Source organism: Paenibacillus cisolokensis (assembly GCF_050481165.1).
Classification (GTDB): Bacteria; Bacillota; Bacilli; order Paenibacillales; family Paenibacillaceae; genus Paenibacillus_AH; species Paenibacillus_AH cisolokensis.
Genome location: NZ_JBCNFP010000041.1, coordinates 48,653 through 61,801, shown reverse-complemented (window position 1 = coordinate 61,801; position 13,149 = coordinate 48,653). Strand labels below are relative to the sequence as shown.

At 58.4% G+C, this 13,149-nt stretch carries 16 protein-coding genes; all 16 read right to left on the bottom strand.

Going from position 1 to position 13,149, the window contains the following annotated elements; all coding sequences use genetic code 11:
• Window positions 1-117: 117 nt before the first annotated feature.
• On the bottom strand, window positions 118-606 hold the full coding sequence (locus ABEV74_RS07800; RefSeq protein ID WP_213527215.1) for a Dps family protein: 489 nt from the start codon (window positions 604-606) through the stop codon (window positions 118-120).
• Window positions 607-762: 156 nt separating this feature from the next.
• The gene (locus ABEV74_RS07795; RefSeq protein ID WP_062490211.1) at window positions 763-1,554 is read right to left on the bottom strand and encodes a tyrosine-protein phosphatase; all 792 of its coding nucleotides are present in this window, start codon (window positions 1,552-1,554) and stop codon (window positions 763-765) included.
• A gap of 148 nt (window positions 1,555-1,702) precedes the next feature.
• Window positions 1,703-2,107 (bottom strand): F0F1 ATP synthase subunit epsilon, encoded by a 405-nt coding sequence (locus ABEV74_RS07790; RefSeq protein WP_062490208.1) that lies wholly within the window; start codon window positions 2,105-2,107, stop codon window positions 1,703-1,705.
• A 21-nt stretch (window positions 2,108-2,128) separates the two neighbouring features.
• Window positions 2,129-3,535, bottom strand: coding sequence for a F0F1 ATP synthase subunit beta (gene atpD, locus ABEV74_RS07785; protein WP_062490205.1), 1,407 nt, complete (start codon window positions 3,533-3,535; stop codon window positions 2,129-2,131).
• 26 nt (window positions 3,536-3,561) lie between these two features.
• The gene (atpG, locus tag ABEV74_RS07780; RefSeq protein ID WP_062490203.1) at window positions 3,562-4,431 is read right to left on the bottom strand and encodes an ATP synthase F1 subunit gamma; all 870 of its coding nucleotides are present in this window, start codon (window positions 4,429-4,431) and stop codon (window positions 3,562-3,564) included.
• A gap of 148 nt (window positions 4,432-4,579) precedes the next feature.
• The gene (gene atpA / locus ABEV74_RS07775; protein WP_062490200.1) at window positions 4,580-6,094 is read right to left on the bottom strand and encodes a F0F1 ATP synthase subunit alpha; all 1,515 of its coding nucleotides are present in this window, start codon (window positions 6,092-6,094) and stop codon (window positions 4,580-4,582) included.
• A 15-nt stretch (window positions 6,095-6,109) separates the two neighbouring features.
• Complete coding sequence (locus tag ABEV74_RS07770; RefSeq protein WP_062490198.1) at window positions 6,110-6,658, bottom strand: F0F1 ATP synthase subunit delta; 549 nt, start codon at window positions 6,656-6,658, stop codon at window positions 6,110-6,112.
• Window positions 6,655-7,137: a F0F1 ATP synthase subunit B gene (gene atpF, locus ABEV74_RS07765; RefSeq protein WP_062490196.1), complete on the bottom strand. Its 483-nt coding sequence runs from the start codon at window positions 7,135-7,137 to the stop codon at window positions 6,655-6,657. The genes ABEV74_RS07770 and atpF overlap by 4 nt, the downstream gene beginning before the upstream one ends.
• A 96-nt stretch (window positions 7,138-7,233) precedes the next feature.
• Window positions 7,234-7,446 carry a F0F1 ATP synthase subunit C gene (gene atpE, locus ABEV74_RS07760; RefSeq protein WP_062490194.1) on the bottom strand — a complete coding sequence of 71 codons (213 nt, stop codon included), beginning with the start codon at window positions 7,444-7,446 and terminating at the stop codon, window positions 7,234-7,236.
• Between the two features lie 127 nt (window positions 7,447-7,573).
• The gene (gene atpB / locus ABEV74_RS07755; protein ID WP_213527211.1) at window positions 7,574-8,335 is read right to left on the bottom strand and encodes a F0F1 ATP synthase subunit A; all 762 of its coding nucleotides are present in this window, start codon (window positions 8,333-8,335) and stop codon (window positions 7,574-7,576) included.
• Window positions 8,336-8,345: 10 nt separating this feature from the next.
• Window positions 8,346-8,726, bottom strand: coding sequence for an ATP synthase subunit I (locus tag ABEV74_RS07750; RefSeq protein ID WP_062490190.1), 381 nt, complete (start codon window positions 8,724-8,726; stop codon window positions 8,346-8,348).
• The gene (locus ABEV74_RS07745; RefSeq protein WP_062490187.1) at window positions 8,719-8,940 is read right to left on the bottom strand and encodes a hypothetical protein; all 222 of its coding nucleotides are present in this window, start codon (window positions 8,938-8,940) and stop codon (window positions 8,719-8,721) included. The genes ABEV74_RS07750 and ABEV74_RS07745 overlap by 8 nt, the downstream gene beginning before the upstream one ends.
• Before the next feature lie 202 nt (window positions 8,941-9,142).
• Complete coding sequence (wecB, locus tag ABEV74_RS07740) at window positions 9,143-10,291, bottom strand: non-hydrolyzing UDP-N-acetylglucosamine 2-epimerase (protein WP_062490185.1); 1,149 nt, start codon at window positions 10,289-10,291, stop codon at window positions 9,143-9,145.
• 20 nt (window positions 10,292-10,311) lie between these two features.
• The gene (upp, locus tag ABEV74_RS07735; RefSeq protein ID WP_062490182.1) at window positions 10,312-10,941 is read right to left on the bottom strand and encodes a uracil phosphoribosyltransferase; all 630 of its coding nucleotides are present in this window, start codon (window positions 10,939-10,941) and stop codon (window positions 10,312-10,314) included.
• A 120-nt stretch (window positions 10,942-11,061) separates the two neighbouring features.
• Window positions 11,062-12,066: a glycine-rich domain-containing protein gene (locus ABEV74_RS07730; RefSeq protein WP_062490180.1), complete on the bottom strand. Its 1,005-nt coding sequence runs from the start codon at window positions 12,064-12,066 to the stop codon at window positions 11,062-11,064.
• Between the two features lie 56 nt (window positions 12,067-12,122).
• Window positions 12,123-13,088: a ferredoxin family protein gene (locus ABEV74_RS07725; RefSeq protein WP_430144890.1), complete on the bottom strand. Its 966-nt coding sequence runs from the start codon at window positions 13,086-13,088 to the stop codon at window positions 12,123-12,125.
• Between the last annotated feature and the right edge of the window lie 61 nt (window positions 13,089-13,149).

Here is a 13,149-nt window from a genome sequence, read left to right as displayed (position 1 = left end):
CTGCCGGTTTCCGGCTCTTACTCTATGGATATGCCCGGCGTACGCAAGAAAAAACCGGCGTCTGCCGTTTTCGACAGATGCGCCGGTTTCCGTTGGTCTATATATAATTCATCCGCATCAGGAAGCGAGGAACGCTTCCAGCATCCAGACATGCTTCTCCAATTGCTCCTGCTTGCCGACGAGCATGTCGTGCGTCGGAAGATCGCCGGCTTCGTCCGCAATCTCGGCCGTTTCCTTCAACTCGGCCGCGACCTGGGACAGATCCTGGATCAGGCTTCGAACCATCGCTTCGGCATCCTCATCGCCTTTGGCTTCGGAGAGCGTCGTCTCGGCCAAATACGAGATCATCGTGGAAAGCGGCTTGCCGCCGAGCGCGAGCACACGCTCCGCAACCTCATCCATAAACAGCGTCACTTCATCGTACAATTCCTCGAACTTGGCATGAAGCGTATAGAAGTTTGGTCCTTTGACATTCCAATGGTAATCGTGAAGCTTGACGTATAAAACGTTGCAGTTCGCCACCTGCCGGTTAAGCAGGTCAATCACCCTGCGGCTTGCCTGCGACGTATCGCTGCCGGCTTTGCTTCCGGCCGTTTGTTGTCCCATCGATGCCACTCCTTCCGATTCAATCTGGCGTTGCGAGCGTCCCTACATCATGCTTGTCCATATGGTTAATATTAACCGGACGGTATTGGGGTGAAACATTCACCGATAGTGTGAGAAGAATGGCGTCCATTTATGCCGGGTACGCAATAAATTCCGTCAATGGCGATGTCCGAACCATCTCCGTATTCGCTGCCAGCCGGAGGCCGCGGTGCCGGCAACCGGCAGCTCGCCGCTTTGCACCTCCTCATCATGAAGCAGCATACGGGCGTTCCGCTTGTACATGGAAGCCCATTCCTCGCCGAAAGTCGCGCCGATCTGCTTGTATGCTTCGTTAAGGCGGAAGCCCCGCTGTACAGGGTGATGCGCATCGTTCGCGACGAAATGGATCAAGCCCTGACGGCATAGCGACCAGGCCGCCTTTTCGATGCCGCGCCCGAACGCGCCGAGCAGCGAATGAGACGTCACCTGGGCGTATGCGCCGGCTTCAACCAATTCGCGCAGCTGGCGGGGAACGCGCACGATGCCGGCATTGCGCTCCGGATGGGCGATAATCGGCCGCATGCCGAGCAGCCTCAGCTCATAGACCAGCTCGTACATGTCTTTCGGCACCTCGGAGGCCGGCATTTCGATCAGGATGTAACGCGTGTCGGCAACAGTGAGCAGCCGCCCGCTTTCTAGGCTGGAAAGAAAATCTCGATGGACGCGAATTTCCTGCCCGCTATATACCGTTACCGGAATGCCTTCTTCGCGCAGCCGTTCATTCAGCTCTGCCGTCAGCGCCCGCACGGACGCCGCTTCGTTGTCGTAGCGTCCGTTGGCATGGTGGGGCGTAGCTACAATGCCGGTTATCCCGTCGTCCGCAGCCGCCCGCGCCATTTTCAAAGACGTTTCCCAATCCGCCGCCCCATCGTCAATGCCGGGCAGTATATGACAGTGAAGATCCAGCATTGCAACTCTCCCTTCCGCGGAAAGCCTCGTCTATTTGGTTCTATTTTACAAAAGAAACGGCCTCGGCGTAAACGGCATAGCCATCTTGAGAGTGCCAAAAAATAAAAACACCGCCGGGCAATTGCCCGACGGCGTTCATCCGATGACATCATATGCCGTTTTTCACATTTAGCCGGTTCATCGCGCGCTGCAGCGACAATTCGGCCCGGCGGAAATCGATCTCGTCCTTTTTCGCGGCTTTCAGCCGCGCCTCCGCCCGCTCTTTGGCCGCTCGCGCCCGTTCGACATCGATATCTTCCGGAAACTCCGCGCTCTCCGCGAGAATGACGACTTTATCCTTGCGCACTTCAATAAAGCCGCCGTTCACGGCGACAACGGTCTGCTTGCCGTCTTTCTTGATGACGACAGGCGCGATGCGCAGCGGCGTGACGAGCGGAATGTGATGCGGCAAAATGCCAAGCTCGCCTTCCGCTCCCTTCACGCTGACCATATTGACTTCCTGCTCGTAAAGCTTACGCTCAGGCGTAACGATTTCTAGCATAAAGGTGCTCATGTGGATACCTCCCGCCGCACGCTATACAAGCGATTTGGCTTTCTCCACGGCATCTTCGATCGTACCGACATAACGGAACGCTTCTTCCGGCAGGTCGTCGTGTTTGCCGTCGAGAATTTCCCGGAAACTGCGCACCGTATCGGCAACCGGTACGTAAATGCCTTTGTTGCCCGTAAACGGTTCTGCAACGTGGAACGGCTGCGACAGGAACAATTCGATTTTACGGGCGCGGGCGACCGTCAGCTTGTCTTCCTCGGACAATTCGTCCATCCCGAGAATGGCGATAATATCTTGCAGCTCTTTGTAGCGCTGCAAAATCCGCTTGACGCCTTGCGCCACGTTATAGTGCTCTTCGCCGACGATTTCCGGCCGCAAAATACGCGAGGTCGAAGCGAGCGGGTCGACGGCCGGGAAAATCCCTTTTTCGGAAATTTTCCGTTCCAGGTTCGTCGTTGCGTCCAGATGCGCGAACGTCGTGGCCGGAGCCGGGTCGGTGTAGTCGTCCGCAGGGACGTAGATCGCCTGGATGGAAGTGACCGAACCTTTCTTCGTCGAAGTAATCCGCTCCTGCAATTGGCCCATCTCCGTTGCGAGCGTCGGCTGGTAACCGACCGCGGACGGCATCCGGCCGAGCAACGCGGACACTTCGGAGCCCGCTTGGGTGAAACGGAAAATGTTGTCGATAAACAGCAGCACGTCCCGGCCTTCCGCGTCGCGGAAATATTCGGCCATCGTCAGCCCGGTCAGCGCGACGCGCAGACGCGCACCCGGCGGCTCGTTCATTTGGCCGAACACCATCGCCGTTTTCGGCAGAACGCCGGAATCCTTCATTTCATGATACAGGTCGTTCCCTTCGCGGGTACGCTCGCCGACGCCGGCGAATACGGAAATACCGCCGTGCTCCTGGGCGATATTGTTGATCAGCTCTTGAATCGTAACGGTTTTGCCGACGCCTGCGCCGCCGAACAGACCGATCTTTCCGCCTTTCGTATACGGCGCGAGCAGGTCGATAACTTTAATGCCCGTCTCCAGCATCTCGGCTTGCGTCGACAGCTCTTCGAATTGCGGAGCCGGACGGTGGATCGACAGATTGACGTCCGATACGACGTCTCCTGCTTCGTCGATCGGTTGCCCGAGGACGTTGAATACGCGGCCGAGCGTAGGAGCGCCTACCGGCACCGTGATCGGCGCGCCCGTATCGACGGCTTCCATGCCGCGAACGAGACCGTCCGTCGAGCTCATCGCGATCGTACGAACCAAGTTGTCGCCCAGATGAACGGCCGCTTCGAGCGTCAGATCAATATCCACGCCGCCGGCCGTAGCTTTGTGCTGGATTTTGATCGCGTTCAGAATCTCCGGCAGTTGTCCGCGTTCGAACTCAATGTCGACAACCGGACCCATGACGGATACAACGCGTCCTTTATTCATAGTTTTCCCTCCTGCTTCCCTTAGCTTTACGATTGAGCGTTCGCGCCGGCCACGATCTCGGAAATTTCCTGCGTGATCGCCGCTTGACGCGCACGGTTGTATTGAAGCGTATAAGACGAAATCATCTTCGTCGCGTTCTTCGTTGCATTGCCCATTGCGGTCATCCGCGCGCCGAACTCGCTCGCTTTGCCATCCAGCAGAGCGCTAAAGATCAGCGTCTCGGCATATTTGGGCAAGAGCACTTCCAGCACGCCTTCCGGCGACGGTTCGTACTCATAGCTGGCGACAGGCCCCTGCTTTTCCTTCCCGCCGATACCGTCGAGCGGAAGCAGCCGCTTCTGCTCCGGAATTTGCGTCAGCGCGTTGACGAAACGATTATAGAACAGGTACAGCTCGTCGTACGTTCCGTTCTCGAAGTTCCGCACGGCAGCCGACGCGATCGATTTGATGTCGGCAAATTTGGGAGAGTCCGGCAAACCGGTTACTTCCTCCACAATTTTCATGCCGCGGCGGCGAAAGTAGTCCCGGCCTTTGCGGCCAATAACGAACAATGCGTATTCATCGGGCGATTGATGCTTCTCGCGAATCGTCTGCGTCACTTTGCGCAGCAGGTTGGCGTTGTAGCCGCCCGCCAAACCGCGGTCGGACGTGATGACGAGATAGCCGGTACGCTTGATCGGGCGGGATTCCAGCATCGGATGCTTGACGTCCTTCGTGCCGGCCGCGATGTTTTGCACCACTTCCAGCAGCTTATCCGCATACGGACGGGCTGCCTTGGCGGCCTCTTCGGCACGGCGCAGATTAGCCGCCGCGACCATCTCCATCGCTTTCGTGATCTGCTTGGTGTTCTGCGTGCTTTTGATTTTCGATTTGATTTCGCGCATGCCTTTAGCCAATTTGATTCACCCGCCTTTGCTGCTCCGCATATCAGGCGGACGCCGGGTCCGCGCTTAGGCGGCACCCGGCGCGCCGCGATCCGAAGCCTGGTGTTGGTCCGTGCAAGGCCGATCCGCGCACGGGGACGGACGGCCGTTATAACGATATTTAAGCCGTGACGGCAAAGCTTTTCTTGAATTTGTTGATCGCTTCGACAAGCGCCTTCTCGTTTTCGGGAGTCAGGTCCTTCGTATCGCGGATCGAAGCGCCGATTTCCGGATGGTTCGAATCCATGAACGACAGGAACTCCTTCTCGAAACGGCCGACATCCGCAAGCGGGATATCGTCGAGGAAGCCTTTGACCGCCGTATAAATCGACATGACCTGCTTCTCGACCGGCATCGGCTGGTTGACGCCCTGCTTCAAAATTTCCATCGTGCGCGCGCCGCGGTTCAGGCGGGCTTGCGTCGATTTGTCGAGATCGGAGCCGAACTGCGCGAACGCCTGCAGCTCACGGTAGGAAGCAAGGTCCAGACGGAGCGTACCGGCAACCTTCTTCATCGCCTTGATCTGGGCGTTGCCGCCGACCCGGGATACGGAGATACCGACGTTGATAGCCGGACGCTGGCCGGCATAGAACAGATCGGCCTCAAGGAAGATCTGTCCGTCCGTAATCGAGATGACGTTCGTCGGAATATAGGCCGACACGTCGGACGCCTGCGTCTCGATGAACGGCAGCGCCGTCAGCGAACCGCCGCCGCGCGCGTCGCTAAGCTTCGCCGCACGCTCCAGCAAGCGGGAGTGCAGGTAGAAGACGTCGCCCGGATAGGCCTCCCGGCCCGGAGGACGGCGGAGCAGCAGGGACAGCTCGCGGTAAGCGGCAGCCTGCTTCGACAGGTCGTCGTAAATGACAAGCACGTGCTCGCCTTTATACATGAAATATTCGCCCATTGCACAGCCCGCATAAGGCGCGAGATAGAGCAGCGGCGAAGGCTCGGAAGCGGAAGCCGTCACGACGATCGTGTAGTCGAGCGCGCCATGTTTGCGGAGCGTCTCCACGACGTTCGCAACCGTCGACTGCTTCTGACCGATCGCGACGTAAATGCACTTCACGCCGTTGCCTTTCTGGTTGATGATGGCGTCGATCGCGATCGCCGTTTTACCGGTTTGGCGGTCGCCGATAATCAGCTCGCGCTGGCCGCGGCCGATCGGCACCATCGAGTCGATCGCCTTGATGCCGGTCTGCATCGGCTCATGTACCGATTTCCGGTCGATAACACCCGGAGCCGGCGATTCCACAGGGCGGAACTCCGTCGTTTCGATCGGGCCCTTGCCGTCCAGCGGCTGGCCGAGCGTATTGACGACACGGCCGAGAAGCGCCTCGCCGACCGGAACTTCCATGATGCGTCCGGTGCGCTTCACTTGATCGCCTTCGCGGATTTCCGTGTAAGGTCCGAGGATAACGACACCGACGTTGCTTTCTTCGAGGTTAAGCGCCATCCCGACGACACCGTTGGCGAATTCGAGCAGCTCGCCCTGCATCGCGTTCTCCAGGCCGTGCACGCGGGCGATACCGTCGCTAACTTGAATGACCGTGCCGACTTCAACCACTTCGATTTCCGACTTGTATTTTTCGATCTGCTGTTTCAGCAGCGTACTGATTTCATCAGGTCTGATAGCCAATCCGCTCACCCCTATCTACAGTGCTTGTATTCCCATCGATTTAGCCAAACGGTCCAGCTTGCCGGACAGGCTGCCGTCGTACAGCGTGTCGCCAATGCGGACTTTCACGCCGCCGATCAGCGCAGGCTCTACGACTTGCTCGGCCGTAATGCTCTTTCCCGTAACCTGAGCAAAATGCGCCGTCAGCGCATTCAGCTCGTCATTCGACAGTTGCCGCGCCGTATAAACGATCGCTTGCGCCTTGTTCAGCTTCTCGCCCGCAATGCGCACGAACGACTCGTACACTTCCGGAATCAGATGCTGGCGTCCGCGCGCGATGAGCAGCTCCAGCGTATTCATGACGATAGCCGACACGCTGTCCGCGAACGCGCCGCGCAGCAGCTCGACTTTGTTTGCCGACGCAATGCCGGGAGACGCCAGAACTTTCTGCACGTCGGCGTTTTCTCTCAGCGTCTCTGCGATCAGCTTCAACTGTTCTTCCACTTCGGAAACGATGCCTTGCTGCTGCGCGACATCGAACAGCGCCTTGGCGTACCGCTTCGCTGTGACGAGATCCCGGCTCATTTGCTACCAACCTCTTTCAGGTACTGATTAACCAGCTGCTCCTGGGATTTCTCGTCGATCTGCTTTTCGATAATTTTCGATGCGATTTTCACCGACATGCCGCCGACTTCGTTCCGCAGCGCCGCAATCGCCTTGTTCTTCTCGCTCTCGATATCCTTGAGCGCTTCTTCCTTGAGGCGCGCCGCTTCCGCTTTCGCGCTCTGTACAATCTCTTCGGCCTGCTTCGAACTCGTCAAGCGGGACTGCTCGATAATCTCGTATGCTTCCTTCCGCGCCTGCTCAAGCGCTGCTTTCTGTTCCGCCATTTGCGATTCCGCCTGCTTGCGGCTCGCTTCGGCCGCATTCATTTGTTCCAGTACCAGCTGGCGGCGCTTCTCCATAATGCCGAACAACGGGCCGAACGCATACTTATTCAACAGCCAGTAAAGAATGCCGAATGCAACGATTGCGAAAACGAACGTTTCCCAATGCCATGACATCGTTGCCACTCCCTTCTTCTCGCAATTTCCTCAGCAATCAAAACGAAGGCGTGGAGGGCTAAGGCCTTCCCCGCCATGTAATGGGTGACGCTCGTATTAGCTAAAGAACGCCAGGAAGCCGATAACGACGCCGATGATCGGCACGACTTCGACGATACCTACGCCGATGAACATCGTCGTTTGGAGCTTGCCTTGCAGTTCCGGTTGACGGGAGATGCCCTCAACCGTCTTGCTGACGATCAGACCGTTACCGATACCGGCGCCGAGAGCGCCCAGACCTACTGCCAATGCTGCTGCCAATTCTGTCATTGTAATAAATCCTCCTCAAAATGAGTTGTTTAGATTTGGGATATTGCTTATATGGAACCCCGAACAACGCAACCCCCGCAATTCAAGGGCAGGCCGCACGGAATTTAGCCCTGAGAGGAAACAACGATCAATGCTCGGCTCCCTCGTCGTGAATCGTCGCCTGCGAAATATACACCATCGTCAGAATCGTAAAGAGGAACGCCTGGATCGCGCCGACGAAAATACTGAAGCCCTGCCAGACGATCAGGAACGGAATCCCCCAGACGCTGAGCATCAGAATGGTCGCGATCAGAACCTCGCCCGCAAAGATGTTGGCGAAAAGACGAAGCGCGAGCGTAACCGGCTTTGCCAGCTCTTTAATAATGTTGAGCGGCAGGAAATACCAGTACGGTTCGAAGTAGTGTTTCAGATAGTGCTTCGTGTTCTGCTTCAGGCCCAGGTAGTGAACGAGAATGAACACAACCAGCGCCAGGCCGGACGTAACCGACAAATCAGCGGTCGGCGACTTCCACCAAGCCAGCGCATAGTGCTCCTCTTCCTGGATGTCTTCGGACGTGATGCCGAGCCACCCGATCGGATCGTGAACCTCTGTTACAATACCGAACGGAAGACCGAGCAGATTGGAGATGAAGATAAACATGATCAGAGTCATGCCAAGTGCCAGATAAGGCCTTACTTTATTTAGCGGCATCGTGCTGGCGATGACCGAATGGACGAATTCAACGGTCCACTCCAAGAAGTTTTGCAGTTTGCCCGGATTGGTAAGTGACAGGTTGCGCACCGCCAGCCGCGCCAGCACGAACGTAATGACGCAGGAAATGATGATGGCCAAAAACGCCGAAATATCGATGTTCAGGCCTTGCCAGTGAACGATAGGAAAATGATGCATGCGGTTAATTTCACCCCTTTCCGCTGTTGTCTCGTTTATGCTGGAAATACGCTGTTACCAAAATGACAAAGGGCATGATAAAGCAAGCGGACAAAGTCGATACCAGATCAAACTTCTCCGGATAGCGGTAGGCGATCATCACCGCAAGCAGCACCGTCGCAAGACGGCTTGCCAGTCCCACGCCTCTGCGTACGGGTCCTTGTCCCGCCGCGGCGTATCCAATATATTCGGTTCGCCTTCGCAGCAAAAGCGCATTCACGACACTCGCCCCGAGCCCCAGCATACATCCGGCGAATACGGGCTTCCATGCTGGAAGTATTCCCCACAGGAGCAAAAATAAAGCCATGAAGAAGTATGAAACGCGCAGCGAGGCGTTCCACAGTCTATCCATCGGAGTCCTCCAATATGCGCTTGAGCAGGAAGATGCAAGAGAGGATGCCGACAGCAAGTCCCATGACGATGCCGAAGGCGCCCCACCCTCGCGAACCGCCAAGCCAGTCGCCCAGGTAGTAACCCAAAACGGTGCAAATCGCGATATCCAATCCCATGACGCCGACCAGAGCGGCCGCGCGCCACGGATTATCCCCATTGCCTTTCTGTTTCATGATCGGTTACCCCTGTCAATCCTCATATATTTTATCGAAGCGCCGCAAGGTTTGTCAATTGAAATCACTGCAAATTTTTAGCAGTAAAAACGCCCCGAACCCTTGATTCTACAAGCGTTTTTTTCTTACGGAACCGTACAGTGCCACTGTATGCTGTAGTCTTTGGGAAGCGCTGCCCGGCGATGGCGAAACGATGGCGAATCTATGAACGTTCTGTGAACGGCTCCGGCCTTTGCTCCCGGCGTCCGAAAAAGTGCAAAATCGCATCGACAATTCGCACGGAGGCTTGTCCGTCGCCGTACGGATTGGCCGCCTGGCTCATCCGGCTGTAAAGCGCGTCGTCCGACAGCAGCGCCCGCGCGCGGTCGTAAACGCGCTCCTCGGAGGTGCCGACCAGCTCGAGGGTGCCCGCTTCGATGCCTTCCGGCCGTTCGGTCGTATCGCGCAGCACGAGCGTCGGGACGCCGAACGAAGGAGCTTCCTCCTGCAGACCGCCGGAGTCGGTCATAATCATATAGGCATGCGGGTAGAAATTGTGAAATTCGAACACATCGAGCGGTTCGATCAGCTTGACGCGCGGATGCCCGCCGAGAATTTCCCGGGCCGGCTCGCGCACAGCCGGGTTCGGGTGTACGGCATAGACGAAAGCGACGTCGTCGAACTCGTCGGCAATCCGTCTGACCGCCCGGAAAATGTTGCGATGCGGCTCGCCGAGCGCTTCGCGCCGATGAGCGGTCATCAGCACCAGCCGTTTCCCTTTCGCCCAATCGAGCACCGGATGGGAGAACGCCGGATCTACGGTATATTGAAACACGTCCGTTGCCGTGTTGCCGGTGACATAGATCGACGATTCCGGCTTGTTCTCCCGGCGAAGATTGCTTGCGGACCATTCGGTCGGTGCAAAGTGAATGTCGGACAGCACGCCGGTCAGCTGCCGGTTCATCTCTTCCGGATAAGGCGACAGCTTGTTCCATGTGCGCAGGCCCGCTTCCACATGCCCGACCGGAATTTGCTGCAGAAACGCGGCATAGCTGGCCAAAAAGGTCGTCTGCGTATCGCCGTGTACGAGCACGATATCCGGCTTCGCCTCGCGGAGCACCGGCTCCAGCCCTTCCAGTACGCGGACGGTCGTTCCGGTCAGCGTCTGGCGCTCCTTCATGACATTCAAATCGTAATCCGGCCGGATGCGGAAAAACGCAAGCACCTGGTCGAGAATTTGACGATGCTGCGCGGTAACGCACACGATCGATTCGATCTCGTCCTTCCGTTTTTGCAGTTCGAGCACGAGAGGCGCCATCTTGACCGCTTCCGGACGGGTACCGAACACGGTCATCACTTTCAATTTCGCCACTTCAATTCCGCTCCTTTACGTTATTTCGTTCCGAACATCCGGTCTCCGGCATCGCCGAGACCCGGCACGATATAACCGTGTTCGTTCAGACGCTCGTCTACTGCAGCGGTATAAATATCGACGTCGGGATGCGCCGTCTGTACCGCCTTCACGCCTTCCGGCGCGGCGATGAGACACATCAGCTTGATATTGTGGCAGTCGCGTTTTTTCAACGCCGCGATCGCGGCGTTGGCCGAACCACCGGTAGCCAGCATCGGATCGATGACGATCAGCAGCCGATCCTGGGCATCGGACGGCAAATTGATGTAGTACTCCACCGGCTTCAGCGTCTCCGGATCGCGAAACAGGCCGATATGTCCGACCTTCGCGGCCGGAATCAGCTTCAGCATGCCGTCGACCATACCGAGCCCCGCCCGCAGAATCGGAACGAGCCCGAGCATCCGACCGGAAATGACATAGGATTCCGCGTCGCATACCGGCGTGGATACCGTAATTTTTTCCAGCGGAATGCTGCGGGTGATTTCGTAGGCCATCAGCGTGGCTACTTCGTCGACGAGTTCACGGAAGTCTTTGGTATTCGTATTTTTGTCCCGGATATACGTCAATTTGTGCTGAATAAGCGGATGGTCGCAAATGACCAGTTGACTCATAGGGTGTTGTCCCTCCCTGGATGCGGTTGGTTTGGCGCTATGTCCGAACAATAATGAACGCAATCCTGTCTATTATACAACGGTTAAACGGCGATTGCACTTCTTTTGAACCGGTATGGGTCACGAGCTGCAGCCGGATCCGCACGACGAACCGCAGCTGCTGCCGCCGTCCCCGCCGCCGTGATCCCCATTGCCGCCGGCGCCCTTGTCCCCGCCGTGGGCTTTTCCGCCTTCGCCGACGACGGGACCGCTCCAGCTTCCGCAACCGCCCGTTCCGTCGCTGCGGCGGTCATGCAGCCGTTCGTTCATCCGCTCCTGAAACCCGTCGTAATCGACAAGCGAGGCATAGACAAGGAAGCCGGACATCGCACCGACCGTCCACGCGTCACCCGATGCGGGCTCGCTGCGCCTTTCGGCATTGCGCCTGGCTGCAGCGGCCTGCTCCTTGAACCGGCCGATCAAATAGTCGATCACGGCCGCGATATCTTCATGCCGCGCGGCCGTATCGCCGCGAAACCGTTCGGCAAGCCATTCGGTCCGATCCGCCGCCTCCAGCCGCCCGATCAATTCGGGACGCAACGCTGTCCGGAAGAAAGGCCCCCACAACCGGGCGCTGGCCGGAGACGGCGGAAACAGCTCGCCGTAGATCCAATCGAACCAGGCCCGTTCGCTGCGATCCGGCTCCGTCCCGGCGGTATGGGGTGCATGATGGATCATCGCGCCGCAGAAGTTTTGGCAGAACTGTTCGTATTCCCGGGTAAACATCAGCATTTCGTGCCACGCTTCGTCGATCCGTCCGCTATACATCGGCACGCTTCGCGCGATGCCGCTCATCAGAAAGAAACGCTTCAGCTCGAACCATATCCAGTCCCACTCGCCGTCCTTCAGCCCGGGACGGCTGCGGACAACGCGCTCTTTCACCCGGCTTTCGAAATCGCCGCCGAGAGACGCTTCCAGACGTTCCGCAACCGTCCGGGCGGGGTGGTCTGATGGCACTCCGAGCGCTTCCGGCGGCCGTCCCCGGAATGCGGATTTCCCGTCCGCCGCGTTGCGTCTTGCGGCTGCGACCGCTCCGCATACGCCCAATGCGGCGACAATGATACCTGCGATGATGGCTGAAGTCATTCTGGTCTCTCCTTTCCTTTCATCCGCCTGGCCGATCCCTGGCCCATCGATAAACGTCAATTTGCCGCCGGCCGTCTCACGATCTCTTCGACGCGGTACTGCGGCACCCATTCGGGCTCATGATAATCGCAGCCGATAATGGCGACGGGAGCGGTCTCCCGTACGATGCCTTCGTATGCCCCGGATACGGAGCCGTCCGCCGACCGGAATTCGACCGTGGCGCGCACGCCGCCGGACGGCAGAGGTTCGGACGAGCCGGTCTTCAAATAATCCGCCCAGCCGGCCCCTTCCCTCAGCCACGCTTCGCGCTCCAGCAGCTGTTCCGGCGGCCTGAGGCCGCCCCATCCGCGGTAATGCGCCGCCAGATCGGACAGATGGGCTCCCGGCTCCAGCACCGCCTCCAATCGTTCCGGACGGACATGCGCCCAAAAGCGGCCGGACGGGAAATCGATCAGCGTCGGCGCGAGCCGGTGTCCGCCGATATGGCTTACCCGCCATACCCGGATGCCGCTTTCCGACAGTTCGCCGCATCGGCGATCGAGCGCTTCGTACACGGCGTAACCGTGCAGTCCGCAGCAGCGGTCCCGTCTGCCGTGCGTACAGACGAACACGTTTCGACCGGCGCCGGCGACGCGGTATTCCGCAAATTCGGCCGGGCGCGGCTGCGCCAGCACGGCGGCCGCCAGCGCGGCCAGCCGATCATGCGGCACGACGTATTCTTCTTGCTCGAATCGGGCGAATGGCCCGTCAGGCCGCCGGTATACGATCATGCGCCGCATGCCTTGCGGCGAGGCGTGCCTGGCCGAAGCGATGCCGAGCACGCGGCAGCCGGCGCCAGCCGCAAGGACGGCCTCGCCGAGCGCCGGCGGAAAATGCGGCGACTTCATGATATCCCGCTCCCAGGGAAACGGCGTTTCCACCAGAAGATAAATGCCGTACGCTCCTGCGGTGCCGCCGGGATCTTCCCCTGCCGCCATCGACGCAAGCGAGCACATGCCGCGCCGCTCTGCCTGCTGTTCCATACGCAATTCGCTCCTATCCACTCTTTTTCTTTCTACTATACACGATACCGGAGCGAAATGC

Coding starts and splice junctions, on each gene's coding strand:
- ABEV74_RS07800 (WP_213527215.1), bottom strand. CDS start 606: ATGGGACAACAAACGGCCGGAAGCAAAGCCGGCAGCGATACGTCGCAG.
- ABEV74_RS07795 (WP_062490211.1), bottom strand. CDS start 1,554: ATGCTGGATCTTCACTGTCATATACTGCCCGGCATTGACGATGGGGCG.
- ABEV74_RS07790 (WP_062490208.1), bottom strand. CDS start 2,107: ATGAGCACCTTTATGCTAGAAATCGTTACGCCTGAGCGTAAGCTTTAC.
- atpD (WP_062490205.1), bottom strand. CDS start 3,535: ATGAATAAAGGACGCGTTGTATCCGTCATGGGTCCGGTTGTCGACATT.
- ABEV74_RS07770 (WP_062490198.1), bottom strand. CDS start 6,658: ATGAGCCGGGATCTCGTCACAGCGAAGCGGTACGCCAAGGCGCTGTTC.
- atpF (WP_062490196.1), bottom strand. CDS start 7,137: ATGTCATGGCATTGGGAAACGTTCGTTTTCGCAATCGTTGCATTCGGC.
- atpE (WP_062490194.1), bottom strand. CDS start 7,446: ATGACAGAATTGGCAGCAGCATTGGCAGTAGGTCTGGGCGCTCTCGGC.
- atpB (WP_213527211.1), bottom strand. CDS start 8,335: ATGCATCATTTTCCTATCGTTCACTGGCAAGGCCTGAACATCGATATT.
- ABEV74_RS07750 (WP_062490190.1), bottom strand. CDS start 8,726: ATGGATAGACTGTGGAACGCCTCGCTGCGCGTTTCATACTTCTTCATG.
- ABEV74_RS07745 (WP_062490187.1), bottom strand. CDS start 8,940: ATGAAACAGAAAGGCAATGGGGATAATCCGTGGCGCGCGGCCGCTCTG.
- upp (WP_062490182.1), bottom strand. CDS start 10,941: ATGAGTCAACTGGTCATTTGCGACCATCCGCTTATTCAGCACAAATTG.
- ABEV74_RS07730 (WP_062490180.1), bottom strand. CDS start 12,066: ATGACTTCAGCCATCATCGCAGGTATCATTGTCGCCGCATTGGGCGTA.
- ABEV74_RS07725 (WP_430144890.1), bottom strand. CDS start 13,088: ATGGAACAGCAGGCAGAGCGGCGCGGCATGTGCTCGCTTGCGTCGATG.